The organism is Providencia sp. PROV_01, from assembly GCF_053098325.1.
Map to the genome: position 1 here is coordinate 63878 of NZ_JBRFKD010000002.1, position 24961 is coordinate 88838.

A 24961-nucleotide genomic window follows, 5' to 3' on the forward strand; every position below is an offset into this window, starting at 1 on the left:
TTTTTTTTATTTAGTTAAACTCTTCCCGCGCGAGGGTAAATGCCCCGCAAAACCTCTGTCAATTTTATTCAGGACCTTCGTCATGAAAACATTAGGCGAATTCATCGTCGAAAAGCAACAAGATTTTCCTCATGCAACAGGTGAGCTGACTTCTTTATTATCAGCTATCAAACTGGGCGCTAAAATTATCCATCGTGATATTAATAAAGCTGGACTTGTCGATATTCTTGGCACTAACGGTGTTTCGAATATTCAAGGTGAAGTTCAGATGAAGCTTGACCTGTATGCAAACGAAAAACTAAAAGCGGCTTTAAAAGCACGCGGAGAAGTCGCCGGTATCGCCTCTGAAGAAGAAGACGAAATTGTCATTTTCGAAGGAGACCGTGCAGAAAACGCAAAATATGTTGTTTTAATGGACCCGCTTGATGGTTCTTCGAACATCGATGTAAACGTTTCCGTTGGAACAATTTTCTCCATTTACCATCGTATTACACCGATTGGTCAACCGGTTACAGAAGCCGATTTCCTGCAACCAGGTAATCGCCAAGTGGCTGCGGGCTACGTGGTTTATGGTTCATCAACAATGTTGGTTTACACCACTGGTGTTGGTGTTCATGCGTTTACTTACGACCCATCATTGGGCGTTTTCTGCTTATCTCATGAAAAAGTGATGTTCCCCTCCGAAGGGAAAATGTACTCCATCAACGAAGGAAACTATATCAAGTTCCCGATGGGTGTTAAAAAGTACATTAAATATTGCCAAGAAGAAGATAAAGCAACAAATCGCCCGTATACCACTCGTTATATCGGTTCTTTGGTTGCAGACTTCCATCGTAACTTGCTCAAAGGGGGAATTTATATTTACCCAAGTACCGCAAGCCATCCAAATGGAAAACTGCGCCTTCTGTACGAATGCAACCCAATTGCATTTTTAGCAGAGCAAGCCGGTGGTAAAGCCAGTGACGGAGCAAACCGCATTTTAGATATCATGCCTAGCGAATTACACCAACGCGCACCGTTCTTTGTCGGAACTGAGTCGATGGTAGAGAAAGCAGAATCATTTATGCGTGAATTCCCTGACACGGAATAATCTAATTCATTAATTATAAGGCGGGGCTTCCCGCCTTTTTTGTTCCTTTTTTTCACCAACTAGTGAGTTTTACCCCTCTTTACGGCTATAATGTTCCCCACGCTATCTACCCGAGTATTTAATTTGTCTGAAGGCCGCCATAAATGTGATGCCCTCCAACAAGTTAGCAAGGGTAAATTCATTATTCACACAAAGGATACATTTAAATGGGCCTGAACAATGTACCGGCAGGTAAAGATCTGCCAGAAGATATCTATGTTATCATCGAAATTCCAGCGAACGCAGATCCTATCAAATATGAAGTTGATAAAGAGTCTGGTGCGCTGTTTGTAGACCGTTTCATGTCAACAGCGATGTTCTATCCATGCAACTATGGTTACATCAACAACACCCTGTCTCTAGATGGCGACCCAGTTGATGTATTAGTCCCAACACCATACCCATTACAACCAGGCTCAGTCATTCGTTGCCGCCCTGTTGGCGTACTGAAAATGACTGACGAATCTGGTGAAGATGCAAAATTAGTTGCTGTTCCGCACACTAAATTAAGCAAAGAGTACGATCACATTAAAGATGTGAACGACCTGCCAGAATTACTGCGTGCTCAAATTACTCACTTCTTTGAACATTACAAAGACTTAGAAAAAGGTAAGTGGGTTAAAGTTGATGGTTGGGAAGATGCTGCGTCTGCAAAAGCAGAGATCATCGAATCTTTCGAACGCGCTGCAAAAAAATAATCTCCCTCTCGGAACATTATGAAAGCTCTGGTTAATACCAGAGCTTTTTTATGGGCCCTAACAAGCCAATTCGTTGATAAAAAACGCCAGCAATAATGCTGGCGTTTTTTATTTTTACGACTCGATAGTGGTTATTGAGCCGTTATACTTCTTCATCACGTTTCAGCCAATCGCCACTTTTTATTTGGCGTAGACCATCAACAGAATGTTTATACAGATAAATCCAAGCGTTGCCATACGGCGTTGGGATGAGCTCCCTCACATAGTCTTGAGAGTTTTTCTTTAACTCATCTAACTCTGTCAAAATGGACGGGTTGATTCGATAAACCTCGCACTCTATTGCCCCATCTCCTTTGACAACCGCAGGATAATATCCAAGATCATACAGTTCATAGCCTTCTAGCTTATGCTCACCGAGTAGCTGAGCATAAGTCATCCAGTGATGATTTCCTTGCTTTTGTCTTAAGCTGCCATAAACAATTACACGCATAATCTAAAACTCAAATTGGTAGAGGAGATCCAATGCCTGATTAACACCAGACACAGCTTCTAAATACAGTTTTGGCATCAACCGATAACGTAAAGTTAACGTCGCCAATGAGTCAAAGATACCAACTCCATACTTCACTTGTAAATCATTAGTGATCTTACCACTTACAACGACTTGAGAACCATCCCCCACACCTTGGGTATCGACGGCTAAATCAGAGACTCCAAATGTCTCACCTATTTTACCCACGAGTTGCCCACTTTGTGCTACACCTAAGCCTATTAACATAGATGTCATTTGTGAACCATTTGCGTCTCCACTATCTAAGCCCTCTCCTCTTAATAAATAAGACAGCGCTTCTTGTTGTGTTTTCGCCGGTTCAGAGAATATTTCTACTTTCGGTTTATCCGCAAGCCCTGTGACCTTCACCCCAGCAATCACGCCATCTGCCGTGTTGTCTGGGTTACGAATGGCTTCTAAGTTTAAGAATGGTTGGTCCGCAGGGCCTGAGAATTGAATTTGGCCTTTACGGACAATCAAATCTTGCCCATAAGCACGGAAACGACCGGCTGGAATATCCACTTGGCCATTGATGTGCAAGCCATGGATATTCTGAACCACTTTCAATAAACCCGTCAGGCGCGCTTTTAAGCCAAACGCATCCAATCGAACATCATTACCAATTTTAATATCTAAATTGGTCTGAATAGGAATGGATGGCGCTTTTTGTTCAATTGGCTGCAGGTTGCTATCTAACATCACCACATCCGATGATGGGCTTACCGCTGACTCAGGGAGTTCTTGAACAGTAATTCGTGCCCACGGAATATTGACGGTACCGTTTAGCGTGAGTACCGAAGGTGATGCATCAAATACAATGTCCGGTTGAACATCAATTTGGATCATCGGCGGTAAAGAAACTCGAAGGTTATTACCTCGTGCCATGACTTTTGCACGCCATGCATTAACATTGCGCCAATCTGCATCACCATCAATGTTCAGATAGCCTTCTGGCGTGTTTATCTGACCATTCATTACTGAGCTTGTGCCGTTGAAATTAATACCTAAATGACCACTTTTGATATCAAACGGGATCATTGCCGATCTCACTTCTAAGCTCGAAAGCGCTAAATTACCATTTAATAATGGGTTATTCGCTGACCCACCTAAACGTAAGTTCGCACTCAAACGCCCATTCGCCACTTCCTTCTGGCCCAGCAACGGCTTGATTAAATCTAATGTCACTGAATTGATTTCAACATTACCCGACAGTAAGCGGCGCTTTTCAATATCAGAAATTTGAATATTGCCGCGCATTTGGCCATTATTCGTTAGCCCAAACAACCAGTTAAGGTCTGCCTTGCCATTTTTCAAGCCCGCGCTTAACGTTAAGGTATCAAAAGCAACAGGTAAACGAGTGCCATCCACAAACTGAACCGCTTTGACATCATTTCCTCGCAAGTCCAACTTCACTTGCGGCATACTGCCATCTGCTTTCCAAATCGCATTGGCTTTACCCGTAAATACGCCGCTGACTCGAGTATCTTGTGGCATAAACGGTTTGATCATCGCGAGGTCAAAACGTTCTAGCACGATATCTGCACTACCACTTTTACCTGCTTTAATCGGTTTTGGTACACACAAACGGGCATTCGGGTTGACCCAACAATGGCTGCCGATAGTCACTTCTTGCGTTTGGTTAGCATAATTGAGTGACATCGCTTGGTTTAAGCGCCATTCACCCACCACCGTATCAAATAAGGTATTGGTTAAATTCCCTTTCCACACTTCAGTCTGCCGGTCAAAACTACCTGCTAATGCTAATTGCCCAGAAACCGGTTCGCCCTTCATGTTCAACTTAAGCGTGTGCTGTTTTTCACTTCCTTTCGCGTCTAAAGTTAGGTTATTGACGACAAGATCACCTTGCTTCAACTGACGAAGAACAACGGATAAATCCCCTTTAATTTGCTCGCCTGTTGCTACATTTCCTTTGATAACAACATTCTCGATAGCAAGGTCATCCTGCCACTTCACGCCGCGTGCCGTAAGGTCAACAAGGGCTTCTGGTGTCTGTAAATTACCACGCAATTTCACATCACCGGCAATCACTCCCCCTAAGCCGGGTAGCAAGCCATTGAGAGCAGGGGCATTAATTTTGGCATCAAGGTTCCATTTATCGGCAAGAGAGCCTTTTACATCGACATGGTTTTTACCCAGTGCCAAATTAAAGTTTGGAATATCCCATTGACCAGCTGCGTTACCTTTAGCTTTACCGCGCGCTTTTAAGAGGTTATTTTTAACATTGCCGTCTAAAACAATTTCAGGAATATCCAACTGCCAACTACCTCCGTATAAACTTCCGCGCGTGGCAATTTTACCTTCCACTTTAGCAGGCCATTCAGGGTACTGTTTGGCAGTATTAATACCTGAAAGGGTCAATACTGCATTCCAACTAATTGCCTTGCTCCAGTCCGCAACGCCAGTAATATCAGCATGACCTTGCAAAGCAGCTAAACGTAAGCGAGTTAAATTAATTTGCTCTTCATTACCTTTCGCATCTAATAGCAAGGTCGAAGGTGGTAAATCCTGCCCAGTGATAGCTGAACGTACAGACATATCATAAGCGGATGGGCGGCCGTTCAAGCGTATGCGTGTGCCATCTAATTGATACTGCGCTTCTCCGACTAAAGGCCACGTTAACTTATCGCTTTCTAGTGTGAGTAGAATCGGCAAGTCTGCTTGTGACAAATCCGTTTCTGCATCTAATTTTGCATTAATTGGCCCATGTAAGTTCAAGGCCAATTTTAGTTCATCAATCAAACCGCCTTTTAAGGAGAGGTCTATTTTTTGCCCATTTAAATCTTCTAAACGGCTTTCACCCACGACTGATAATGAGACTGGCCATTTATCTTGCAAAGTTGCCGAGCCAGATAACGCAATATTCCCTTGCGGTGCATCGACTTTTAGCTGTTTAACGAGGACTTGTTGCCCTTCATTCGAAAGACTAAGGTGCAATTGGTTAATTTTTAGCTCAGCCGCCCCCGTTAACTGAAAATTCGAAGCATTAATTCCATCAACATTTAAATCAACAGGTAAAATAACTTCTGGTAATTCAGCGAGTAACGGTTTAGAAAATAGCGTTTTTAATTCGTCTGCCAATGATTTTTGTTCGTTAATCGGCATTGGGTCTGGCTGTTTCTCTTCAACGACGGCATCTGATTTGGTTTCAGGTAAATTAATCGCCAAATCAATGATGTCGGTTGGAATGATCGTGATCGCTTTTCCTTCCCACGTTACCCCTGTAGTAAATTTCGCTAAATCGATATCCATGCCATCTACATTGACGTGTGTTGAAACCAAAGCCAATTGATTCAAACGAATGGTCAAAGGTGCCTTGAGTTCAGTCAGTGGTTCAGATGGTGGCGTTTCTTCTGAAGGGGGGAATTGAGTGGTATCGACAGTAACAGTGACATTTTCCGTGCCTAAGTTGTCGACACATAGCTCACGGCTTGTTAAACAACCTAGACGTACCGCTAAATTTAATTTCCCCGCATTAACATCGATGCCTGGCATTTGATATTTAACGCCACTTAACGTTAAGTCACTAATATCACCGTCAATTTTATCAATGGTTAATTCAGGAACAAAACGTGTCGCTGTATTTAATGCAAAGTGAAGACCTGATTGCGTTCCAATCACCCAACTGAGTGCGGCAACAACCAGAACAAGAATTAATAAAATGGAAAGACTGGTCCATTTTAGCCACTTCAACCACCTCATAGCTCAGTCCCCAAGCCGATATAAAACTGTATTTTGTTGTTATCTGGATCGCCAATAGGTTTGGCTAAATCTAATTTTATTGGCCCAACCGGTGAGACCCAACGGATACCGACTCCCGCACCTGTTTTAAAATCATTGTCCTTAAAGTTATCAACAGCTTCACCGCTATCAATAAAGGTTGCTCCCCACCAATTTCCGGTAAAGTTATATTGGTATTCCACAGAGCCTACGGCCAATTTTGATGCCCCTGTCAACTTACCTTTGCTATCTTCTGGAGAGATTTTTTGATACCCATACCCACGCACACTGCCATCACCACCCGCAAAGAAGCGTAAGTCCGGTGGAACTTTATCGAAATCATTGGTTTCAATCCAACCGATATTTCCACGAACAATAAAGCGATGACCTTCCCATGGCGTTCTGATCCACACATTTTTGGCTTGTAGTACCGCAAAGTCGATATCTGAACCCCAAATTTTATTCGAGTAATCAATAGAGTAACGTTGGCTATCCCCCCACGTTGGCATCACACCGCCGCGTTGGCGAATTCGGCTCACATAGGCCCCGGGATACAGCAACATCGTCGTATTCGTCACGTTGGCTTGAGTAAAGTTACTCAGCATCCAACGCATATTCACACCATATTGCCAACCGGATGAATAATCCCAGTTACGAGACACATTCAAGGTTGTTGTATTCGCTTGCGTATCATTTAAATCTGTCCGTTTAAAGCCCCCTTGAACCGCATAATATTGCTCAAGTGGGTTCGCTTTTAATGGAATTTTATAGCTTGCATCTATTAATTGTTCTGGTTGGGATAAACTAATATTTGACGTTAAACTCTGCCCACGAGAGTTAATCCAAGGCTTATTCCATGTCGTTTTAACGCGAGGGCCTACATCTGTTGCATAACCCCCACCGAGCTCAATAAAATTTTTGGCTCTAGGCGTCATCACCGCTTCCATCGGTAATTCATAGGAGTTATCTTTTCGGGCACTCACGATACGCGGAGTCACAATCGCAGAAGAGAACCACCCTGTTTCAGCTAATCGGCGGTTAAATTCAGCAAGTTGCTCTGATGTGTAGTATTCCCCTTTTTTGAAAGGCGCAAGGTTGTTCAGATAATCTTCACGGATTTGTGAGCCTGAATAAGAAATGGCGCCAAACCGATAACGTTCACCACTGTTAAAATCAAAATCCCAATAAGCCGCATGGTGGTCAAGAGAAATACCCAGTTGGCTTTTCTCCATCATCGCATCAAAATAACCTTTGCGAACGGCTAAACTGCTAAAGCGCCCTTTAAATTCTTCGTATTCACCATCATTTTGAACTGTATCGAGCTTTGGCGTATATTGTTTGAGCATCTTTTCATAGTCAGGGTCCGTTTTAGCGCCACCTTGCAATTCAACATTCACCCCTTTTAATAAAATAGGTTCCCCAGGAGTGACTTTGGCGGTTAAAACAGAACGAGCAGGGGGTGTTTTTTCTTCGTAGCTAAATTCAACCGTGGGTTGGTAATAGCCTAAAGGCTTTAAACCTTCTTTAATTGCTTTCTCAACACGGGCTCGAAAACGACCGTTTGGCACAACTTCATCTTGCGATATATTAGACAGTTGTACACGAACGTTTTGATTAAGTTGTCCTTCAAGGCCTTCAATATTAAGACGAAGATTAGCTGCGTGTACCACTGGCACTGCCGCAGTTAGGCAGAGAAAACAAATTAGAGGGTATTTCGACACGCCTACTCCTAAGGTGATTGTTCGATTGACTAAATACTTCATATCAATTTATTTTGAGTAAAATTCGCCATAGACACAAGTTTTTATCCCTATTTTTAGATTATTTGTGTGGTCACTATATATAGGAATCATTATGCCTTTTAATAAATTTCACTCTGCAAGTATTGCACAACCTCTGCCCGGCAGAGCAACTGCTATGACCTACTCACCATATCATGCGCTTAACCATCATTCGATTGAGATTATTCCTAAGAATATGGAAATTGCGTATTTTGCCATGGGCTGTTTTTGGGGAGTTGAACGATTATTTTGGCAGCAAGCTGGGGTTTATTCAACTTCTGCGGGGTATTGTGGTGGTGTGACCCCTAACCCAACCTACGAAGAAGTTTGCTCAGGACGAACTGGCCACTCGGAAGCAGTACGGGTTGTTTTTGATCCACAAGTTATCAGTTACTCCCAATTATTGACGTTATTTTGGGAAAACCATGACCCAGCACAAGGCATGCGCCAAGGGAACGATATGGGCAGCCAATATCGCTCTGCCATTTATACTGTGTCAGACGAACAAGATAAGCAAGCGATGGACACACTGCAAGCTTACCAAAATGCAATGAAAGCGCAGCATGACACTCGTGTAATCACGACCGAAATAGCGCCATTAGACACTTTCTATTTTGCCGAAGATTACCACCAGCAGTACTTACACAAAAACCCGAATGGATATTGCGGATTAGGAGGAATTGGTATCTGTTTACCACCCTCGTTAAACAATTAAATCAATAACTTATTACAGTGAGTTCATCTTCCCAACCATTCAAGCTGCTTTTCAATATGACTTAAAGCAGCTTGAATGATGATGAATATCTAGGCAGATAAATCACCTCAGTGCTATACTAATGCAACATATCAACAATTTGCGCATATCGCGCAACATATATTTGCATACTCAATATATTTAAATACACGAGACTATGCCTTCAGAGATTTTTGAATTTTATGGATTCTTCCTTTGATTGGCTGGATAACTTATGCTCAACAGTTTATTAATTGTTCTATTATTATGTGCAATCAGCGCATTCTTTTCTTTGTCAGAAATTTCTCTGGCGGCTTCCCGCCGCATTAAACTTAAACTTATGGCCGATGAAGGCAACATTAATGCGGCTCGCGTGCTTAAATTACAAGAAATGCCGGGAATGTTTTTTACCGTCGTTCAAATTGGTTTAAATGCCGTTGCTATCCTTGCCGGTATTGTGGGAGAGTCTGCTTTTTCTCCAGCTTTGTACGATATCTTTATTCAATTTTTATCGCCAAGCTGGGCTCAGCAAGTTTCATCAGTACTGTCGTTCACCATTGTGACGAGCTTGTTTATTTTAGTGGCAGATTTAACACCTAAACGTATCGGTATGGTAAAACCTGAAGCCATTGCGATTCGCATTGTGAATCCAATGCGCTTCTGTTTAGTGGTACTGGGCCCATTCGTCTGGTTTTTTAATGGCCTTGCGAACCTCTTTTTTAAGTTATTCAAATTACCGACGTCACGTAATGAAGATATCACTTCTGATGATATTTTTGCGGTCGTTGAAGCGGGTGCTGTAGCGGGTGTATTACGTAAGCAAGAACACGAATTAATTGAGAATGTGTTTGAGCTGGAATCACGTACTGTGCCATCAGCCATGACCCCACGTGAGAGCATTATTTATTTTGACAAAGATGAGTCAGAAGACAGTATCAAACATAAAATTTCAACCCAACCCCATTCTAAGTTCCTAGTGTGTGCAGGGGATATCGATCATGTTATCGGTTATGTTGATTCAAAAGAATTACTTAATCGCGTGCTCAATGGGCAGAGCTTAAGTTTAAAAGATGGTGCTCACATTAGAAATACGCTAATGATCCCTGACACTCTCTCATTATCAGATACCTTAGAAGCATTTAAAACAAACGCCGTCGATTTTGCTGTTATTCTTAACGAATATGCATTAGTCATGGGTATCATTACCATCAATGATGTAATGATCACTTTAATGGGAGACTTAATTGGTCCAGGACAAGAAGAGCAAATCGTGGTACGTGATGAGAATTCTTGGTTAGTTGAAGGTGGAACACCGATCGAAGATGTGATGCGCATTTTGGATATTGATGATTTCCCTGACTTTAGCAACTATGAAACCATCGCAGGGTTTATGATGTACCGGTTAAGAAGAATGCCAAAGCGGACAGATTATGTGAAATATGCGGGATACAAATTTGAAGTTGTCGATATTGATAATTACAAAATTGACCAATTACTCGTAACTCGTCTTACTACGGTGCCATCACCTGTCGTTGTACAGCCCGGAAAAAATACTATTGAAACGGCTGACGCAAAACAACAAACAAAAGATACTGAACATTAGTGCTTGATGGCGAAGCCGTTTCTTTCAATGCGCCACCCATGTGGCGCGTTGTTAACCAAAACCTTCTTGATTAACCTACCCCATTTCTGCCTGCAATAATGAAACCTGTTTGTTGACCTCACTCATCACATTGTAATGGCGCTTATCACTAATTTTAGGTGGTAGAATTTTCCCATAGTTAAACTCAAATGCCCCAAAATCCTTAATATAGAGCCGGCCACGGAATAGCGTTTTGACGTAAAGAGCAATCTTTGATGGGTTATAACGGTTAAAAATTTTCATTAGAACTTTGCCTCCCCTTTGTTCTTACGATATTCAATAACTCATACCGTACAATAATCATAGACCAGAAATTTTCACTTTGGTTCTAAAATTGCAGTTTTATTCAATTTACTGACATAACATGACACTGTAAACTAACTGTTAAAACCCTATAAACATTGTTTTTATTCTGAATTTTAAAAAAATGTTAAATTACCTCTTGTAACTCATCCGATGAGCTATGCTATAAATAGCAGTAATCAGACAAACCGTTAGGCTCACATGACAAAATAATCAATCAAGAGGCTGTTATGATAAGAAATTATTTACTTTTAATATGCTTGCTAGGGGCATCAGCGATAGCTTCTGCTGCAAATATTCAATTAAGCCAATCTGTTCCTACCATTTCTGTCATCGACAAAGGTGAGCTTGTCATAAATAATGAAGGGAAGTTGGATTATCAACCGTGGAAAAGCCAACAGCTCGTTGGAAAAGTACGGACAATTCAACATATTGCTGGCCGTTCTTCCGCAAAAGAGCTCAATGCCCCTTTAGTTGAAGCCATCAAACAAGCCAAATTCCCGCATGATACCTATCAAACAACAACAATCATTAATACTGATGATGCAATGTTCGGTACGGGTGTATTTGTTAAAAATAGTGTTGAAGATAGCAAAAAAGAGTTCCCTTATTCACAATTTATTGTTGATAGCGAGGGTACGGTGAAGAGTGCATGGGGTTTGAAACCAGAAAGTTCAGCAATTATCGTATTGGATAATCACGGAAAGGTGTTGTTTTTCAAAGATGGTGAATTAAATCCCCAAGAAATTCAAAAAGTCATTAGTTTGTTAAGCTCATCACTAAACCAATAAGGTCAAACTTTTACTATTATGTAGTGTGCGTAATTTCGCACACTACACTTACAATTCAGTCTATCTCTATTACGTCAAAAATAGTGAGTTATGCTAAAATACCCTTACATTAAACATGCATAATTATGATTGTTTTTTTCATAAATAATCATGACTAATGTGCGCATTATCACGCTTTAGTTTCATTCCAATACACTTTGGCGCAAAACCCGCCATTAGTGCCATGAGTAAAAATAACCTGCAAATGATGCAATTGCGCAATCCGCTTAACAATAGAGAGTCCTAAACCACTCCCTGTCTTTTCTTGTCCTGGTGGACGATAAAAACGCTCACCTAGACGCTGTAAAACTTCAGGTGTCACACCATTACCATCATCTTGAATTTCAAGGTGGTCAGCATACAAAATGATCTCCACTCGCCCAGCTATTTTTCCATAACGTATTGCATTATTGAGTAAATTTCTCAGCAACGCATTGAGTAGTAATGGCTGACCTTGAAAATCAGGGGGACGACTTATTAAGGTGTTTATTATCGTTGTTTGCTGCTCTTGAGCTTCGGGTTCAACATCCTTTATTGCTGTTTCAATTAATATGGGCCAAGATACCGCCGTAATATCATCAAGTTGCGAGGATGACTCTAACCGAGACAACATGAGTAGTTGGTCAACAAGCCTTGTTGCCCTATCAATACCTTCCGATAAATTAGCCACTGCATGATTACGGATATCTGTATTATTCCCCGCAATTTGTACCACTTCCGCCTGTACTCTTAACGCTGCGAGTGGGCTACGTAATTCATGAGCGGCATCCGATGTAAATTGTCGCTCGCGAGCAAACATGTCATTAATACGGCCAAATAGCACATTCATGGAGTCAATAATGGGTCTTACTTCACTGGGGATGCGCGTTACTTGTACTGGGGTTAATTCATCTGGCTTTCGGTGATATAACTGCTTTGCTACATCCCTCAATGGACGTAAAGCACGTGTGAGCAGCCATAAAAATAGCAATAACATAATTGGCAAAGCCATCAACCAAGGCATAAATTGTGCAACCATAATATCGGTCGCCATTTCTTGCCGGTACTCCCACTCTTGCCCTACTGCAATAACATATTGACCATCTTGAGATTTTAACCACACCAAACGCCAAGGGTCGTCACTTCCTTGGAGCATCCCATCGGTAAACCCTTCTCGCTTAAATTGGTAGACAATATCTCTACCGTTATCACCGTCGTTTAATACCATTTCGCCATTCTGTGAAAAGATAGCAAATGCCAATGCATCGTCATCCTGATGGCCACGGTTCTTGCGCAATAATTTTTTGGTTTTAGTCAGGGAAGGCCGGCTCAATTCAAAGTCTGATGGTAAAACAGATAGCCGTTTAGCAAACGCCATTTGCTGGGTATCAAATAGCTCATTAATCGTTTTATAGCTTTGGTACCACGCTAACGAACTGGCGATCCCCCATGTCAGCAAAGCTAACAGGAGCAGCATTAAAGTGAGTTTCAGCCTAAGACTAAATGTCTTCATCATTTATCATCACCTAATCGATAGCCAACACCATGAATGGTTCGAATAAACTTATTACCTAATTTACGCCTTAAATGGTGGATATGTACCTCAACAGAATTGCTAGAGACCTCTTCATCCCAGTTATACAATTTTTCTTCTATTAAAGGACGAGAGAAAACTTTATTTGGGTTATGCATAAATAAAGATAGTAAGGCAAACTCTTTACCCTTTAGCTGTACAGGTTCGCCTTGCTGTGTCACTGTCATTGCAATCGGGTCCATTTCAACATCACCATGTGTAAGCTTAGACGACAATTGCCCACTTCGACGACGGATCAACGCTTGTAAACGTGCCATAACCTCCATTAAAGCGAAAGGTTTACAAAGATAATCATCAGCCCCTTGTTGTAACCCTTGAACACGTTGATCCAGTGCATCTCGTGCCGTCAAAATCAAGACAGGTTCATCACGCCCCTCCTTGCGCCAATATTTTAAAATATCCATGCCATCAATATTTGGTAATGAAAGATCGAGTACAACAGCATCATAGGGTGCATCAAATAAAGCGATTTGCCCTTGTTTACCATCCATAAACCAATCAACCGTAAACCCTAGCTGTGTTAATCCCACTTTTAGACCATCACCAATTAGCCTGTCATCTTCAATTAATAGAATACGCATAATATCCTCCACCTCAGCATATTATTATATTTATCCCATCAGTCTTGAGATGACTAGCTATAATTAATAAAATTAAAAATATAATTCGTTAATTATGTTTCTTAAGATCCTGTTAAGATTTACTTGGTTTAATACCCTCCATACAAACAACAAGTTCATGTCCATTTGGAGATACTGATGATGAAAAAATTACCTGTAATCGCTTTAGTTGCTGCACTCGCAAGTGCCCCTGCTTTCGCTGCAAATGGTGGATTTGATGGCCCAGGTGCAGCCATAAATACAACGACTCAAACGACTCAAACGGGTGGTTTCATCGGCCCAAATAGTGGGGAAATGACGGTCGCAAAAGCACTTGATATGTCAGATGATAGCTGGGTTATTTTACGTGGTAATATCGTTAAACAACTCGATAATAAACATTATGAGTTCACTGATGGTACTGGCACCATTAATTTAGAAATCAGTGAAAAGCGTTGGAACGGTATCAACGTAACGCCAAAAGACAAAGTTGAAATTCGCGGTAAAATTGATAAAGACTGGAATTCAAGAGAAGTCGAAGTTAAACAAATCCAAATCATTAAATAATTCACAGCTTTACAATGGGATCTGCTTTAAAGTAGGTCCCATCTAAATCCTATTTCATACAGAAATTAACAGTGTTAAATTAACAAAATCATTTTTGCTTACTAAGGCTGCTTAATGACTGTAAAACTCCCCAACATACGTAATATTCGAGAGAAACTGCTTTCAGACAATTGGTATATTTTAAAAAAATATACTTATGAGTTACAACGACGAGACGGTAGTTGGCAACAACAAGAACGCGAAGTCTATGATAGAGGCAATGGTGCCGTTATTTTGTTATATAACAAAATAAAGAATAGCATTATATTAATTCGCCAATTTCGTATGCCAGTCTATATAAATGGCTATTCTGATTTTCTAATTGAAGCTGCCGCAGGTTTACTCGAAAACGCCTCACCAGAAACACGAATTATTGCTGAAGCCGAAGAAGAAACGGGTTTTAAAGTCGATAAAATTCAAAAAGTTTTTGAAGCCTTTATGAGCCCAGGCTCTGTCACCGAAAAACTCCACTTTTACATCGCTGAATACAGTGATAATAATCGTCAAAACGCGGGTGGTGGACTTAAGGAAGAAGGCGAAGATATTGAAGTTTTAGAGTGGCCTTTCTCTAAAGCCATTGATGCGATTAAAACGGGAGAAATTGTTGATGGTAAAACCATCATGTTGATCCAATACCTCGCCCTAAACGCTATTCTCAAATAGCTAATCCAGCTCTGATAGCTCATAATGATAAAATAAAGTCATAGTGAGCTTTCCTATTTTTTATCAATCATTAAACGAACGATAAAAATAAAAATAATCGTAAAAAGATAATCAACTTTTATTATTTTATTCTTTTATTAAAAAATAAAACCATAATTCCAAGATAAAACATATTTCACTTTGACCTATCCGCTAAAAAACCTTAAATTTAAATAATATTTAATTTTATTTATCATCATTTTAAGAGTCTTATTTTTGTATCCAATTAATATCAAATAATTGTTATACACTACAATCGGTGATTAAGGAGCTAAATAAAATGATACGCTGCGTTCGTATGTGGACAGGAGAAGATGGAAATTCTCTATTTGAAGAAGGCACTCTTGAGCTCAATAATGTCACAGGAGGAGATAGCCAAACCTCCGCCATTGCAGCCAGTGAACTGACCTTCCGTGAAACAGTTTCCGGCGGTTCTTTTGATTGGCATCAAGACCCTGTTCCTCGTTATGTCATTACCCTTTCCGGCACTTTAGAATTCGAAACTAAAGATGGTTCTAAATTTATCATCAATCCTGGTGATATCTTACTTGCGCAAGATAATACAGGAACCGGCCATAAATGGCGGCTTATTGGTGATGAGCCATGGCGTCGTGCTTATGTTGTCTATCAAGAAGGTACCAATCTTAGCTTTACTCCAACAAAAAAATAGAGGCCATCATGAATAAACCGATTGCTGAAAATGTCGATATTGCTCTCATCGGCGCAGGGATCATGAGTGCAACGCTTGGTACATTTCTCAAAGAACTAGAGCCTTCGCTAACGATTGCTGTTTTTGAAAGGCTAAACGACTGTGCCCAAGAAAGCTCCCATCCGTGGAACAATGCGGGAACAGGTCATGCCGCTAACTGTGAGATGAACTATACTCCACCAAACCCAGATGGTACGGTGGATATCAGTAAAGCGCTTGAAGTCAATACGGAGTTCGATCTCTCTCGCCAGCTTTGGTCTTATCTAGTCACCAAAGGTAAAATTAAAGATCCACGTGACTTTATTCACCCATGCCCACATATGAGCTTTGTTTGGGGTGAAGACAATGTAAAATTCTTAAAACAACGCTACCAACAGATGTCTGCTCACCACTGTTACCACAATATGGAATACAGTGATGATCCAAAACAGATCAACGAATGGGCTCCCTTGATCATGGAGGGTCGTGACCCTAAAGAAGCGATTGCGGTTACCCGTGTTAATACTGGTGCTGATGTCGATTACGGTGCACTAACGCATTTATTAATTGCACAATTAAGCGAACAATCCGGTTTTTCAATTCACTATAAACATGAAGTCATCGATGTTAAAAAGACCCCCGATGGCAGATGGAATATTGAAGTTAAAAATCTACTCACGCATGAAAAAACGATCACTTCCGCGAAGTTTGTGTTCGTTGGTGCAGGCGGGCGGGCAATCGAATTACTGCAGAAATCTGGGATCCCTGAAGGAAAAGGGTATGGTGGATTCCCTGTTAGTGGTATCTGGTTGCGTTGTGATAACGAAGAAATTGCTTCTCGCCACCATGCAAAAGTTTATGGTAAAGCAGATAAAGGCTCACCACCAATGTCTGTTCCACACTTGGACACTCGCATTATTGGAGGTAAACGTTCTCTATTATTTGGGCCTTATGCCGGTTTTTCGAGTAAATTCCTTAAGCACGGCTCTTATTTAGACCTGTTTGAATCGGTTAAATTGAATAACATTGAACCAATGCTTGCGGTTGCGAAAGATAACTGGTCACTCGCAGAATACTTAGTAGGCCAAGTTCTGCAAACTTCTGCTCACCAATTTGCCATGTTGCAACAATTCTACCCAGAAGCACAGCATGAGGATTGGAAAGAGGTGGTTGCAGGGCAACGAGTACAAATTATTAAGCCTGACCATGATAAGAAAGGGGTTTTAGAATTTGGTACAGAACTGATTACCAGTGCGGATAAATCATTTACTGTATTGATGGGCGCATCTCCGGGGGCCTCCACTGCGGCATTTATTGCACTAAATGTATTAAAAACCTGTTTTGATGACCAACTCAAAGCCGATGGATGGGAAACACGTTTAAAAGATATCATTCCAACCTATGGGATTGATTTAAAAACGGATGCAAAAGCCTGTTTAGATATTCGTACAGCTACTGCCAAAGTGCTGAAACTAGATAATTAGTTATTAATTAGGTTGGGAAATCACTTCCCAACCTTTACCAATATTTAGAATAAAATGACCCGAAAACCTGGGTTCAAAAAGGATTCTCGCGGTGTGTAGTCTAACGTTTTTCCGTGCCAATCAACGACTTTCGCACCTGCACCAATGGCAACCGCATGACCCGCAGCAGTGTCCCAAATATTCGTAGGCCCAAAACGTGGATAAAGCTGTGCTTTTCCTTCCGCAACCAAACAAAATTTGAGTGAAGAACCAATTTCTACTGTCGTGTGTTCACCCATTTGTTTTAAATAATCCATTAATTCATTGTCTTGATGAGAACGGCTAATAACAATCACCGGAGGCTTAGCATCATTCACATGAATAAGTTGCTTGTGGCCACCTTCTTCCTTCCAGGCTTGATTTCCTTCCGCATAATATAGCAACCCTTTCGCGGGGGCATATACCACCCCCATCGTTGGTACGCCATTCTCAATCAGTGCAATGTTAACCGTAAAATCCCCATTACGATTAATAAATTCTTTCGTTCCATCCAATGGGTCAATCAACCAATAACGTTGCCAATTCTGCCTGGTTGACCACTGTGGAGGGTCTTCTTCAGACAGTTGAGGGATATCAGGGGCAATGCGAGCAAGGCCTGCTGTAATCACATTGTGGGCGGCAATATCAGCCTCGGTCACAGGCGAATTATCACTTTTATGTTCAACCTGTAAAGGTTCTTGCGCATTATAAGTTTCCATAATCGCATAACCCGCTTCTTGAGCTAATTCGCAAATTTGCTGTAGCATATTATTCACCTCTCTGATGACCCTTTATAGCAAGAGTAGCAATTGTGTGAAATTAACGCCATAAAAAAAGCCCCAAAGTCCAAAGACAATGAGGCTTTTTAGCTGTGAACTGAATTAACAGAAATTATAAAATTTCAAGTAATTCAACTTCAAATACTAATGTGCTGAATGGCGGGATTGATGCGCCTGCACCACGCTCACCATAAGCTAATTGATGAGGAATATACAATTCCCATTTAGAACCAACTGGCATCAGAGTCAATGCTTCAATCCAACCAGGAATAACACCACTTACAGGAAATTCTGCTGGCTGACCACGTTGTACTGAGCTATCAAACACAGAGCCATCAATTAAACGCCCTGTGTAATGAACACGTACACGGTCTGAGCGGGATGGGATAGCACCATCACCTTGGTTAATCACTGAAAATTGTAAGCCTGACTCAGTCGTTGAAACACCATCACGTTTTTGGTTTTCATCTAGGAATTTTTGGCCTTCTTCCGCTAATGCTGCCTGACGAGAGACACGGACAGCGTCGGCACGCTCATGCACTTCACGCAATGCTTTGTGCAGAGTTTCAACAGGTACCGATGGCATATTGCCTTCTAAAGCATCAACGAGACCTGCTAGGATTGCATTTGGCACTAAACCTTCTAGCCCTGACTCTAATAATTGCTGCCCAACTTGTAGACCTATGCCATAACTCGCTTGAGCTTCTACCGAATCGAAATTTTGGTTTGCCATGAAAATACCCATATGATTTTGAGAAAAACCAAGAATAGCAGCCTCACCCTTATGGGTAAACCCAAACAATGAATCTAAAGAATAAAACTGATTGATTCCCGACAAATTTATTCAGTGTTCTCTGAAAAATTCAGCTAAACGCTAAAAATGTCTAAAAAGGGTGCTAGTATGCGTATTAATACGGTCTAATTTACTCATTGCCTCATCAAGGAGGAGTGATGTTTAAACTTTCAAAATTTCATCGCTATGGTATTGCACTGCTCGCTCTAATTGTCGTGGTCGCTTTTTTTTGGCCTACAAGTGATAAATCCCCCAGCGATATTGTTCAAAACCAACCGATTGTCATTCCCCCACCCACTACCCCTGAGGTCATGCCTGAATCTACTATTACACCACCAGTACCAGAGCCAGTGCCGACACCTGAAGGTAATTCCCCACTTTTACCTACTGAGCCTGAGATTATTCCAGAACCTATTGAGCCCACACCCAATGAGCCTCCAATAGTGACTTCACCAGAAAAAGCGCCTGAGCCCAAAACCACTCGCCCTTCAACTAGCGAATGGCAAAACTACCGAGTTCAAAAAGGGAAGACTCTCGCACAACTGTTTCGTGATAATAACTTACAAGCCAATGACGCTTTTATTATGGCTCGCGTAGAAGGTGCAGAAAAACCACTGAGTAATTTACGTCAAGGGCAAAAAATTCGATTAAAAGCCAATTCAAAAGGTGAAGTTCAATTATTAGAAACTACCGGTTCTGATGGAAAAACCTATAGCTTTGCGCGATTAAGCGATGGGAGTTATTACAGAACGCCTTAGTATTAGTGCAAAAACGCTTATGAAATAAAAAAAACAGATATCTAAAAAGCAAAAAACACCGGACTTAGCCGGTGTTTTTTATTTGCACCATGGATAACCCAATGATGCATATCATCATTATTGATTACTCAGCAACGATGATAACGTTCAGCTCTGCGAAAACATCGCTGTGTAACTGGAAGTGAACTTCGTGGTCACCAGTAGTACGCAGAACGCCGTTTGGCAGACGAACTTCGCTTTTCGCGATTTGAACGCCAGCCGCAGTGATTGCGTCAGCGATATCACGAGTACCGATTGAACCGAACAGTTTACCTTCGTCACCAGCTTTAGAAGCTAAAGTTACAGAACCCAGTGCAGTAACAGCTGCTGCACGAGCCTGTGCTGCTGCCAGAACGTCAGCTAATTTAGCTTCCAGTTCAGCGCGGCGAGCTTCGAAAAATTCAACGTTTTTCTTAGTTGCAGGAACAGCTTTGCCCTGTGGTACTAAGAAGTTACGAGCATAGCCCGATTTAACGTTAACTTGGTCACCCAGGCTACCTAGGTTAGCTACTTTATCAAGCAGAATAACTTGCATTACCTTATCCTCTATTAGTCGTTAATGGACTGTACCAATTACTGATGACGATCAGTGTATGGTAACAGAGACAGGTAGCGAGCGCGCTTGATAGCACGAGCGAGCTGGCGTTGATATTTTGCACGAGTACCGGTGATACGGCTTGGTACAATTTTACCACTTTCAGTGATATAGTTTTTCAGCGTTGCGATATCTTTATAGTCGATCTCTTGAACGCCTTCCGCTGTGAAACGGCAGAACTTGCGACGACGGAAATAACGTGCCATATGGCTAGTCTCCAGAATCTATCAAATCAATCTGCTCGGCATGGAGGACAATCTTGCTGATCCCATTGCGACCCTGATGGGTACTAATGAAACCGCTTACTGTAATCCAACTGCCGACCGTTATACTGTGAGTATGAGCTTGTAAGGTTTGTCCGCTGGCGATAATGGGCATTCTGCACCATGCTTGCCTTGACAACCCCGCTTCCTGTTGCTCCGAACGATGTTCTAAAACAAACTGGCAGTGAGGAATGCCTGACGGACTCACTTTTCGAATCAATGCTTTACAGACTGTGCCTGTGAGCACCAAACGATTAGTGGTCACTTGCGCAATTACTCTTCAGAATCCCCAGTTTCTTCTACTTCTTCATCCTGATATTCATCAGACATGTCACGGCCACGACGTTCGTCTTTAGCTTTGACCATTGGAGAAGCTTCTGTTACTGCGTGTTTTAAGCGCATAACCATGCTGCGGATAACGGCATCGTTGAAGCGGAAGTTAGTTTCCAGCTCATCAATCGCTTCCTGCGGCGCTTCTACGTTCAGAAGAACATAGTGTGCTTTGTGCAGTTTGTTGATTGGGTAAGCCAGTTGACGGCGGCCCCAGTCTTCCAGACGGTGAATCTGACCTTGTGCGTTAGTGATAACAGCACTGTAACGCTCGATCATGCCCGGAACCTGTTCGCTTTGGTCAGGATGGACCATAAAAACGATTTCGTAATGACGCATTAGTAGTTGCTCCTTACGGATTATTAGCCTCCTGTCTGGGTTAACCGCGGCCCGCGGAGGCAAGGAACTTGTTGAGTGCGGCTAAAAAATTGACGCGTAACTATACCCATCCCTGATATAAAACTCAAGAGATGGATGCAATTTTACGCTAAATATTATTTTTCTACAGAAACGGATAAGCGCTGACGCACGGCTTCAAACAAGCAAACCCCTGTTGCTACAGAGACGTTCAATGATGACACAGAACCTGCCATTGGAATGCTAATTAACTCGTCACAATGCTCACGAGTTAAACGACGCATACCTTCACCTTCAGCTCCCATCACCAGAGCTATCGGGCCCGTTAACTTGCTTTGATATAAATTGTGGTCAGCTTCACCTGCCGTTCCCACAATCCATACATTGTATTCTTGTAGCAAGCGCAATGTCCTTGCTAGATTCGTCACACGAATAAGAGGAATATTTTCTGCCGCACCACAGGCCACTTTTTTCGCAGTTGCATTAAGCTGAGCGGATTTATCTTTAGGAACAATCACAGCATGAACACCTGCCGCATCAGCGCTACGTAAACATGCACCTAAGTTATGTGGGTCTGTCACGCCATCCAATACCAATAAAAATGGCGATGGTGTGCTCTCCAATAAATCAGGCAGGTCACCTTCTTGATATTGTTTACCTGGTAGTACTTTCGCAATGATGCCTTGGTGAACCGCACCTTCAGTTTGGCTATCCATCCATTGACGATTCGCCACTTGAACGACGACACCTAATGCTTCAATTTCATGCACCAACGGCATTAATCGGCGATCTTCACGACCTTTCAGAATATAGACTTCTTTGATGCGTTGCGGTGAACGCTCCAGTAAGGCTTTCACTGCGTGAATGCCATAAATCATTTCGCTCATAAAATTTCTTATTTATATAAATAGTAAAGTGGCGCTAATACGCCACTTTGGTTAATAACGATGGTTCATAACTACAGCAATACCATTATCCCTCTTGTTTTTGGGATTTTTTTGCAACACGCTTAGCTTTTAATTTTGCTGTAATTTTTCTGGTTTTATCAGACGGTTTTTTGCCTTTTCCTTTCCCTTTCGCCTCGGGCTTAGCTTCAGCTTTTTTCCCTTTTTTCTCTGAGCGACGAAATGCAGAATCAGGCTCGAAGTTTTTATCTTTGCTCGCATCCGCTTTTCGACGAGCTGGACGCGTCGCGTTTTTCACTTCTTGCTTCATTTTGTCCCGCGCTGTTTTACCCGGGTTTTTCGCTTTACGAGTAGTTGAAATTAAAGCGAAATCAATGGTGCGCTCATCCATATGCACAGCTTCGACACGAATTTCCACTTCATCACCAAGACGGTAAGTGGTACCTGATGACTCACCAATTAAACGCTGACCGACCGCATCATAACGGTAGTAGTCATTATCCAACGTTGAAATATGCACTAAACCATCAATAAATAAATCATTAAGACGCACAAAGAAACCAAAACCAGTGACGCTTGTGATTAAACCTGTAAAGGTTTGGCCAACTTGGTCTTGCATGAAATCACATTTAAGCCAGTCAGCCACATCACGCGTCGCTTCATCCGCACGGCGCTCAGTCATTGAACAGTGCTCACCAAGCTGTAACATGCTATCCATATCTGAATGCCAGCCACCTGTTTCCGTCCAGCGCTTATCTGAATGACCATGTTCTTTCGCCAGTAAATATTTTATCCCACGATGTAACGTCAGGTCAGGATAACGACGAATTGGTGATGTAAAGTGAGCATACGATTTCAAACCTAAGCCAAAGTGCCCGCGGTTTTCAGGATCATAAATCGCTTGTTTCATCGAACGTAAAATCATGGTTTGCAGTAATTCATGGTCAGGGCGCTCAGCCACTTCATTCATTACCTGCGCATAATCTTTCGGCTCTGGCTTCATTCCACCCGGTAGGGTCAACCCTAATTCACTGAATACTGAGCGTAAATTCATCACGCTTTCTTCTTTAGGACGGTCATGCACACGGTATAAAGCAGGCTCTTCGTTTTTCTCAACAAACCGAGCCGCCGCAATATTAGCCAAAATCATGCACTCTTCAATCAATTTATGTGCATCATTTCGCTCAACCGGTTCGATACTTTCAATACGGCGTTCTGCGTTAAAAATAAATTTCGCTTCTTCGGATTCGAAGGAAATTGCACCACGCTCAATACGTGCAGCATCCAGTGCTTTATATAATTGGTGCAGATGCTCAATATGCGGCACTAAGGCTTTATAATGCTCACGCAGCTCTTCGTCTCCTTCCAAGATTTTCCACACTTTCGTGTAAGTTAACCTTGCATGAGAGCTCATAACCGCTTCATAGAACTTGTATGACGAAAGCTTACCGGATGCCGATACTGTCATTTCACACACCATACACAGGCGGTCAACACCAGGATTCAGTGAGCACAGGCCGTTCGATAAGACTTCCGGGAGCATAGGAACAACTTGAGATGGAAAATATACCGAGTTACCGCGACTACGAGCTTCTGTATCTAGAGCTGTTTGCGGACGGACATAATAGCTGACATCCGCAATCGCCACCCATAAGCGCCAACCACCGCCTTTTTTCGGTGCACAATAAACCGCATCATCAAAGTCGCGGGCATCTTCGCCATCAATGGTCACTAAAGGGAGATCACGTAAATCAACGCGCCCTTTTTTTGCAGACTCAGGGACATTCTCACTCAGGTCCGCAACTTGTTTTTCAACTTGTGGTGGCCATGAATGTGGAATTTCATGGGTACGTAAAGCGATCTCTACCGCCATACCTGTTCCCATTGTTTCGCCTAATACTTCAATGATATTCCCCACCGCTTGCGAGCGACGTTGTGGGCGGGTGACTAATTCAACCACCACCACATTCCCCATACGAGCGCCAAGGACGCGATCTTTCGGAATCAAAATATCAAAGCTTAAACGGCTATCATCCGGTACGACAAACCCCATACCCGATTCAATAAAATACCGGCCAACAATTTGGTTATTACGCGCTTCTAACACACGAACAACACGAACCTCTGTCCGCCCCTTACGGTCTTGCCCATAAGGTTGCGCTAGAATAACGTCACCATGTAGGGCGCGTTTCATTTCGTCTTGAGATAAATAGTAATCTTCTTTTTTACCCTCAACACGCAGGAAGCCGTAGCCATCACGATGGCCAATCACTTTCCCTTTTAATAAGTCTAAACGCTCCGGTAATGCATAACACTGACGGCGAGTGAAGACTAATTGCCCATCCCGTTCCATGGCTCTTAACCGACGACGCAGTGCCTCTAATTCATCTTCTGTCGATAAATTCAATAATTGTGCGATTTCTTCGCGATTAGCGGGTGCAGTACGCTTCGAGATAAGGTCAAGAATGTATTCTCGACTTGGAATTGGGGACTCGTATTTTTCTGCTTCTCTTTCCTGAAAAGGATCTTGTGACATCGTTACCTCCGTTGTCATCAGAATTCATAACTACCGCAAATGCTAGTCAAGCAGTAGTTGATAGAGCGGGCTGTTATCTTTCACCATGTCCGCCAGCGTGTATTGATCAAGTTCTTGTAAAAACTGCTGTATTGCTTGGTGTAGCACACCTTTTAAACGACACGCAGGTGTAATGTGGCAAAATTCGCCACTACAATTAACAAGAGTCAGGGGCTCTAATGCTCTGACAACGTCCCCTATACGAATTGATTCCGCTGGTTGTCCTAGTGTAATCCCGCCATTTTTGCCACGAGTGGCTTTAATATAACCTAGGTGACTGAGCTGATTAATAATTTTTACCATATGGTTACGCGATACACCGTAAACCTCGGTGACCTCTGTAATACTGGTCATTTTCCCTTCACCTAGGGATGCCAGGTAAATAAGAGCTCGTAACCCATAATCTGTAAAACTAGTCAGTTGCACAATCACCTCAAAATTTTAGCTATAACGCTGTTGGCCGCAAATCATTGGCCTAAAAAATGCGACTCAT

At 42.1% G+C, this 24961-nt stretch carries 25 protein-coding genes; 10 read left to right on the forward strand and 15 right to left on the reverse strand.

Going from position 1 to position 24961, the window contains the following annotated elements; genetic code table 11:
• Positions 1–82 precede the first annotated feature (82 nt).
• Positions 83–1090 carry a class 1 fructose-bisphosphatase gene (fbp, locus tag ACU696_RS00950; RefSeq protein ID WP_004907443.1) on the forward strand — a complete coding sequence of 336 codons (1008 nt, stop codon included), beginning with the start codon at positions 83–85 and terminating at the stop codon, positions 1088–1090.
• Positions 1091–1296: 206 nt separating this feature from the next.
• Positions 1297–1827 carry an inorganic diphosphatase gene (gene ppa, locus ACU696_RS00955; protein WP_004905951.1) on the forward strand — a complete coding sequence of 177 codons (531 nt, stop codon included), beginning with the start codon at positions 1297–1299 and terminating at the stop codon, positions 1825–1827.
• A gap of 142 nt (positions 1828–1969) precedes the next feature.
• Here the strand turns inward: ppa and ACU696_RS00960 are convergent, their stop codons facing one another.
• From ACU696_RS00960 to tamA, 3 genes are read right to left on the reverse strand one after another with little or no spacing between them, the layout of a single operon-like run.
• Entirely contained in the window at positions 1970–2317 is a 348-nt protein-coding gene (locus ACU696_RS00960) for a gamma-glutamylcyclotransferase family protein (protein ID WP_004907442.1), read from the reverse strand.
• A gap of 3 nt (positions 2318–2320) precedes the next feature.
• A complete protein-coding gene (tamB, locus tag ACU696_RS00965; protein WP_110731585.1) occupies positions 2321–6097 on the reverse strand; it encodes an autotransporter assembly complex protein TamB in 3777 nt (1258 codons plus the stop codon).
• Positions 6094–7836, reverse strand: coding sequence for an autotransporter assembly complex protein TamA (gene tamA, locus ACU696_RS00970; protein WP_004907439.1), 1743 nt, complete (start codon positions 7834–7836; stop codon positions 6094–6096). The genes tamB and tamA overlap by 4 nt, the downstream gene beginning before the upstream one ends.
• Before the next feature lie 133 nt (positions 7837–7969).
• On the opposite strand from tamA, the gene msrA reads away from it, so the two are divergent.
• Positions 7970–8611, forward strand: coding sequence for a peptide-methionine (S)-S-oxide reductase MsrA (gene msrA / locus ACU696_RS00975; RefSeq protein ID WP_196719594.1), 642 nt, complete (start codon positions 7970–7972; stop codon positions 8609–8611).
• Between the two features lie 253 nt (positions 8612–8864).
• Positions 8865–10232 carry a hemolysin family protein gene (locus ACU696_RS00980; protein WP_109912130.1) on the forward strand — a complete coding sequence of 456 codons (1368 nt, stop codon included), beginning with the start codon at positions 8865–8867 and terminating at the stop codon, positions 10230–10232.
• A 75-nt stretch (positions 10233–10307) separates the two neighbouring features.
• On the opposite strand, the gene ACU696_RS00985 is transcribed toward ACU696_RS00980, so the two are convergent.
• Complete coding sequence (locus ACU696_RS00985) at positions 10308–10514, reverse strand: DUF1107 domain-containing protein (RefSeq protein ID WP_109912131.1); 207 nt, start codon at positions 10512–10514, stop codon at positions 10308–10310.
• Between the two features lie 290 nt (positions 10515–10804).
• Between ACU696_RS00985 and ACU696_RS00990 the strand changes: the two genes are divergently transcribed.
• The gene (locus ACU696_RS00990) at positions 10805–11365 is read left to right on the forward strand and encodes a YtfJ family protein (protein WP_164529239.1); all 561 of its coding nucleotides are present in this window, start codon (positions 10805–10807) and stop codon (positions 11363–11365) included.
• Between the two features lie 169 nt (positions 11366–11534).
• On the opposite strand, the gene qseC is transcribed toward ACU696_RS00990, so the two are convergent.
• Together qseC and qseB are read right to left on the reverse strand one after the other, a co-directional pair.
• Positions 11535–12896 (reverse strand): quorum sensing histidine kinase QseC, encoded by a 1362-nt coding sequence (gene qseC / locus ACU696_RS00995; RefSeq protein WP_164529382.1) that lies wholly within the window; start codon positions 12894–12896, stop codon positions 11535–11537.
• A complete protein-coding gene (gene qseB, locus ACU696_RS01000) occupies positions 12896–13558 on the reverse strand; it encodes a quorum sensing response regulator transcription factor QseB (protein ID WP_004907431.1) in 663 nt (220 codons plus the stop codon). The genes qseC and qseB overlap by 1 nt, the downstream gene beginning before the upstream one ends.
• A gap of 180 nt (positions 13559–13738) precedes the next feature.
• On the opposite strand from qseB, the gene ACU696_RS01005 reads away from it, so the two are divergent.
• The 4 genes from ACU696_RS01005 to mqo all read left to right on the forward strand — a co-directional run bounded on the left by ACU696_RS01005 (position 13739) and on the right by mqo (position 17056).
• On the forward strand, positions 13739–14143 hold the full coding sequence (locus ACU696_RS01005; RefSeq protein ID WP_447343220.1) for a YgiW/YdeI family stress tolerance OB fold protein: 405 nt from the start codon (positions 13739–13741) through the stop codon (positions 14141–14143).
• Between the two features lie 114 nt (positions 14144–14257).
• On the forward strand, positions 14258–14845 hold the full coding sequence (nudK, locus tag ACU696_RS01010; RefSeq protein WP_004907428.1) for a GDP-mannose pyrophosphatase NudK: 588 nt from the start codon (positions 14258–14260) through the stop codon (positions 14843–14845).
• A gap of 319 nt (positions 14846–15164) precedes the next feature.
• Positions 15165–15554 (forward strand): cupin domain-containing protein, encoded by a 390-nt coding sequence (locus ACU696_RS01015; protein WP_004907427.1) that lies wholly within the window; start codon positions 15165–15167, stop codon positions 15552–15554.
• 8 nt (positions 15555–15562) lie between these two features.
• On the forward strand, positions 15563–17056 hold the full coding sequence (gene mqo, locus ACU696_RS01020) for a malate dehydrogenase (quinone) (protein ID WP_110731583.1): 1494 nt from the start codon (positions 15563–15565) through the stop codon (positions 17054–17056).
• Positions 17057–17100: 44 nt separating this feature from the next.
• On the opposite strand, the gene cysQ is transcribed toward mqo, so the two are convergent.
• A complete protein-coding gene (gene cysQ, locus ACU696_RS01025; RefSeq protein ID WP_004907423.1) occupies positions 17101–17841 on the reverse strand; it encodes a 3'(2'),5'-bisphosphate nucleotidase CysQ in 741 nt (246 codons plus the stop codon).
• A 124-nt stretch (positions 17842–17965) separates the two neighbouring features.
• Positions 17966–18586: a peptidylprolyl isomerase gene (locus ACU696_RS01030; RefSeq protein ID WP_004907421.1), complete on the reverse strand. Its 621-nt coding sequence runs from the start codon at positions 18584–18586 to the stop codon at positions 17966–17968.
• Positions 18587–18804: 218 nt separating this feature from the next.
• Between ACU696_RS01030 and ACU696_RS01035 the strand changes: the two genes are divergently transcribed.
• Positions 18805–19404, forward strand: a complete 600-nt coding sequence (locus ACU696_RS01035; RefSeq protein WP_109912135.1) for a LysM-like peptidoglycan-binding domain-containing protein — start codon at positions 18805–18807, stop codon at positions 19402–19404.
• Positions 19405–19528: 124 nt separating this feature from the next.
• On the opposite strand, the gene rplI is transcribed toward ACU696_RS01035, so the two are convergent.
• The 7 genes from rplI to nsrR all read right to left on the reverse strand — a co-directional run bounded on the left by rplI (position 19529) and on the right by nsrR (position 24894).
• The gene (gene rplI / locus ACU696_RS01040; protein ID WP_164529242.1) at positions 19529–19978 is read right to left on the reverse strand and encodes a 50S ribosomal protein L9; all 450 of its coding nucleotides are present in this window, start codon (positions 19976–19978) and stop codon (positions 19529–19531) included.
• A 38-nt stretch (positions 19979–20016) separates the two neighbouring features.
• A complete protein-coding gene (gene rpsR / locus ACU696_RS01045) occupies positions 20017–20244 on the reverse strand; it encodes a 30S ribosomal protein S18 (protein ID WP_000135199.1) in 228 nt (75 codons plus the stop codon).
• A gap of 4 nt (positions 20245–20248) precedes the next feature.
• Entirely contained in the window at positions 20249–20566 is a 318-nt protein-coding gene (priB, locus tag ACU696_RS01050) for a primosomal replication protein N (protein ID WP_004907414.1), read from the reverse strand.
• Positions 20567–20574: 8 nt separating this feature from the next.
• On the reverse strand, positions 20575–20970 hold the full coding sequence (rpsF, locus tag ACU696_RS01055) for a 30S ribosomal protein S6 (protein ID WP_004905988.1): 396 nt from the start codon (positions 20968–20970) through the stop codon (positions 20575–20577).
• A gap of 155 nt (positions 20971–21125) precedes the next feature.
• Positions 21126–21875: a 23S rRNA (guanosine(2251)-2'-O)-methyltransferase RlmB gene (gene rlmB / locus ACU696_RS01060; RefSeq protein WP_004907412.1), complete on the reverse strand. Its 750-nt coding sequence runs from the start codon at positions 21873–21875 to the stop codon at positions 21126–21128.
• 85 nt (positions 21876–21960) lie between these two features.
• Entirely contained in the window at positions 21961–24429 is a 2469-nt protein-coding gene (gene rnr, locus ACU696_RS01065) for a ribonuclease R (protein ID WP_209101670.1), read from the reverse strand.
• Between the two features lie 42 nt (positions 24430–24471).
• Positions 24472–24894 (reverse strand): nitric oxide-sensing transcriptional repressor NsrR, encoded by a 423-nt coding sequence (gene nsrR, locus ACU696_RS01070; RefSeq protein ID WP_004907407.1) that lies wholly within the window; start codon positions 24892–24894, stop codon positions 24472–24474.
• Positions 24895–24961 lie beyond the last annotated feature (67 nt).

Excerpts from the sequence above, each read along its gene's own strand:
- fbp (WP_004907443.1), top strand. The coding sequence starts at position 83 with ATGAAAACATTAGGCGAATTCATCGTCGAAAAGCAACAAGATTTTCCT.
- ppa (WP_004905951.1), top strand. The coding sequence starts at position 1,297 with ATGGGCCTGAACAATGTACCGGCAGGTAAAGATCTGCCAGAAGATATC.
- ACU696_RS00960 (WP_004907442.1), bottom strand. The coding sequence starts at position 2,317 with ATGCGTGTAATTGTTTATGGCAGCTTAAGACAAAAGCAAGGAAATCAT.
- tamB (WP_110731585.1), bottom strand. The coding sequence starts at position 6,097 with ATGAGGTGGTTGAAGTGGCTAAAATGGACCAGTCTTTCCATTTTATTA.
- msrA (WP_196719594.1), top strand. The coding sequence starts at position 7,970 with ATGCCTTTTAATAAATTTCACTCTGCAAGTATTGCACAACCTCTGCCC.
- ACU696_RS00980 (WP_109912130.1), top strand. The coding sequence starts at position 8,865 with ATGCTCAACAGTTTATTAATTGTTCTATTATTATGTGCAATCAGCGCA.
- ACU696_RS00985 (WP_109912131.1), bottom strand. The coding sequence starts at position 10,514 with ATGAAAATTTTTAACCGTTATAACCCATCAAAGATTGCTCTTTACGTC.
- ACU696_RS00990 (WP_164529239.1), top strand. The coding sequence starts at position 10,805 with ATGATAAGAAATTATTTACTTTTAATATGCTTGCTAGGGGCATCAGCG.
- qseC (WP_164529382.1), bottom strand. The coding sequence starts at position 12,896 with ATGAAGACATTTAGTCTTAGGCTGAAACTCACTTTAATGCTGCTCCTG.
- qseB (WP_004907431.1), bottom strand. The coding sequence starts at position 13,558 with ATGCGTATTCTATTAATTGAAGATGACAGGCTAATTGGTGATGGTCTA.
- ACU696_RS01005 (WP_447343220.1), top strand. The coding sequence starts at position 13,739 with ATGAAAAAATTACCTGTAATCGCTTTAGTTGCTGCACTCGCAAGTGCC.
- nudK (WP_004907428.1), top strand. The coding sequence starts at position 14,258 with ATGACTGTAAAACTCCCCAACATACGTAATATTCGAGAGAAACTGCTT.
- ACU696_RS01015 (WP_004907427.1), top strand. The coding sequence starts at position 15,165 with ATGATACGCTGCGTTCGTATGTGGACAGGAGAAGATGGAAATTCTCTA.
- mqo (WP_110731583.1), top strand. The coding sequence starts at position 15,563 with ATGAATAAACCGATTGCTGAAAATGTCGATATTGCTCTCATCGGCGCA.
- cysQ (WP_004907423.1), bottom strand. The coding sequence starts at position 17,841 with ATGCTACAGCAAATTTGCGAATTAGCTCAAGAAGCGGGTTATGCGATT.
- ACU696_RS01030 (WP_004907421.1), bottom strand. The coding sequence starts at position 18,586 with ATGGCAAACCAAAATTTCGATTCGGTAGAAGCTCAAGCGAGTTATGGC.
- ACU696_RS01035 (WP_109912135.1), top strand. The coding sequence starts at position 18,805 with ATGTTTAAACTTTCAAAATTTCATCGCTATGGTATTGCACTGCTCGCT.
- rplI (WP_164529242.1), bottom strand. The coding sequence starts at position 19,978 with ATGCAAGTTATTCTGCTTGATAAAGTAGCTAACCTAGGTAGCCTGGGT.
- rpsR (WP_000135199.1), bottom strand. The coding sequence starts at position 20,244 with ATGGCACGTTATTTCCGTCGTCGCAAGTTCTGCCGTTTCACAGCGGAA.
- rpsF (WP_004905988.1), bottom strand. The coding sequence starts at position 20,970 with ATGCGTCATTACGAAATCGTTTTTATGGTCCATCCTGACCAAAGCGAA.
- rlmB (WP_004907412.1), bottom strand. The coding sequence starts at position 21,875 with ATGAGCGAAATGATTTATGGCATTCACGCAGTGAAAGCCTTACTGGAG.
- rnr (WP_209101670.1), bottom strand. The coding sequence starts at position 24,429 with ATGTCACAAGATCCTTTTCAGGAAAGAGAAGCAGAAAAATACGAGTCC.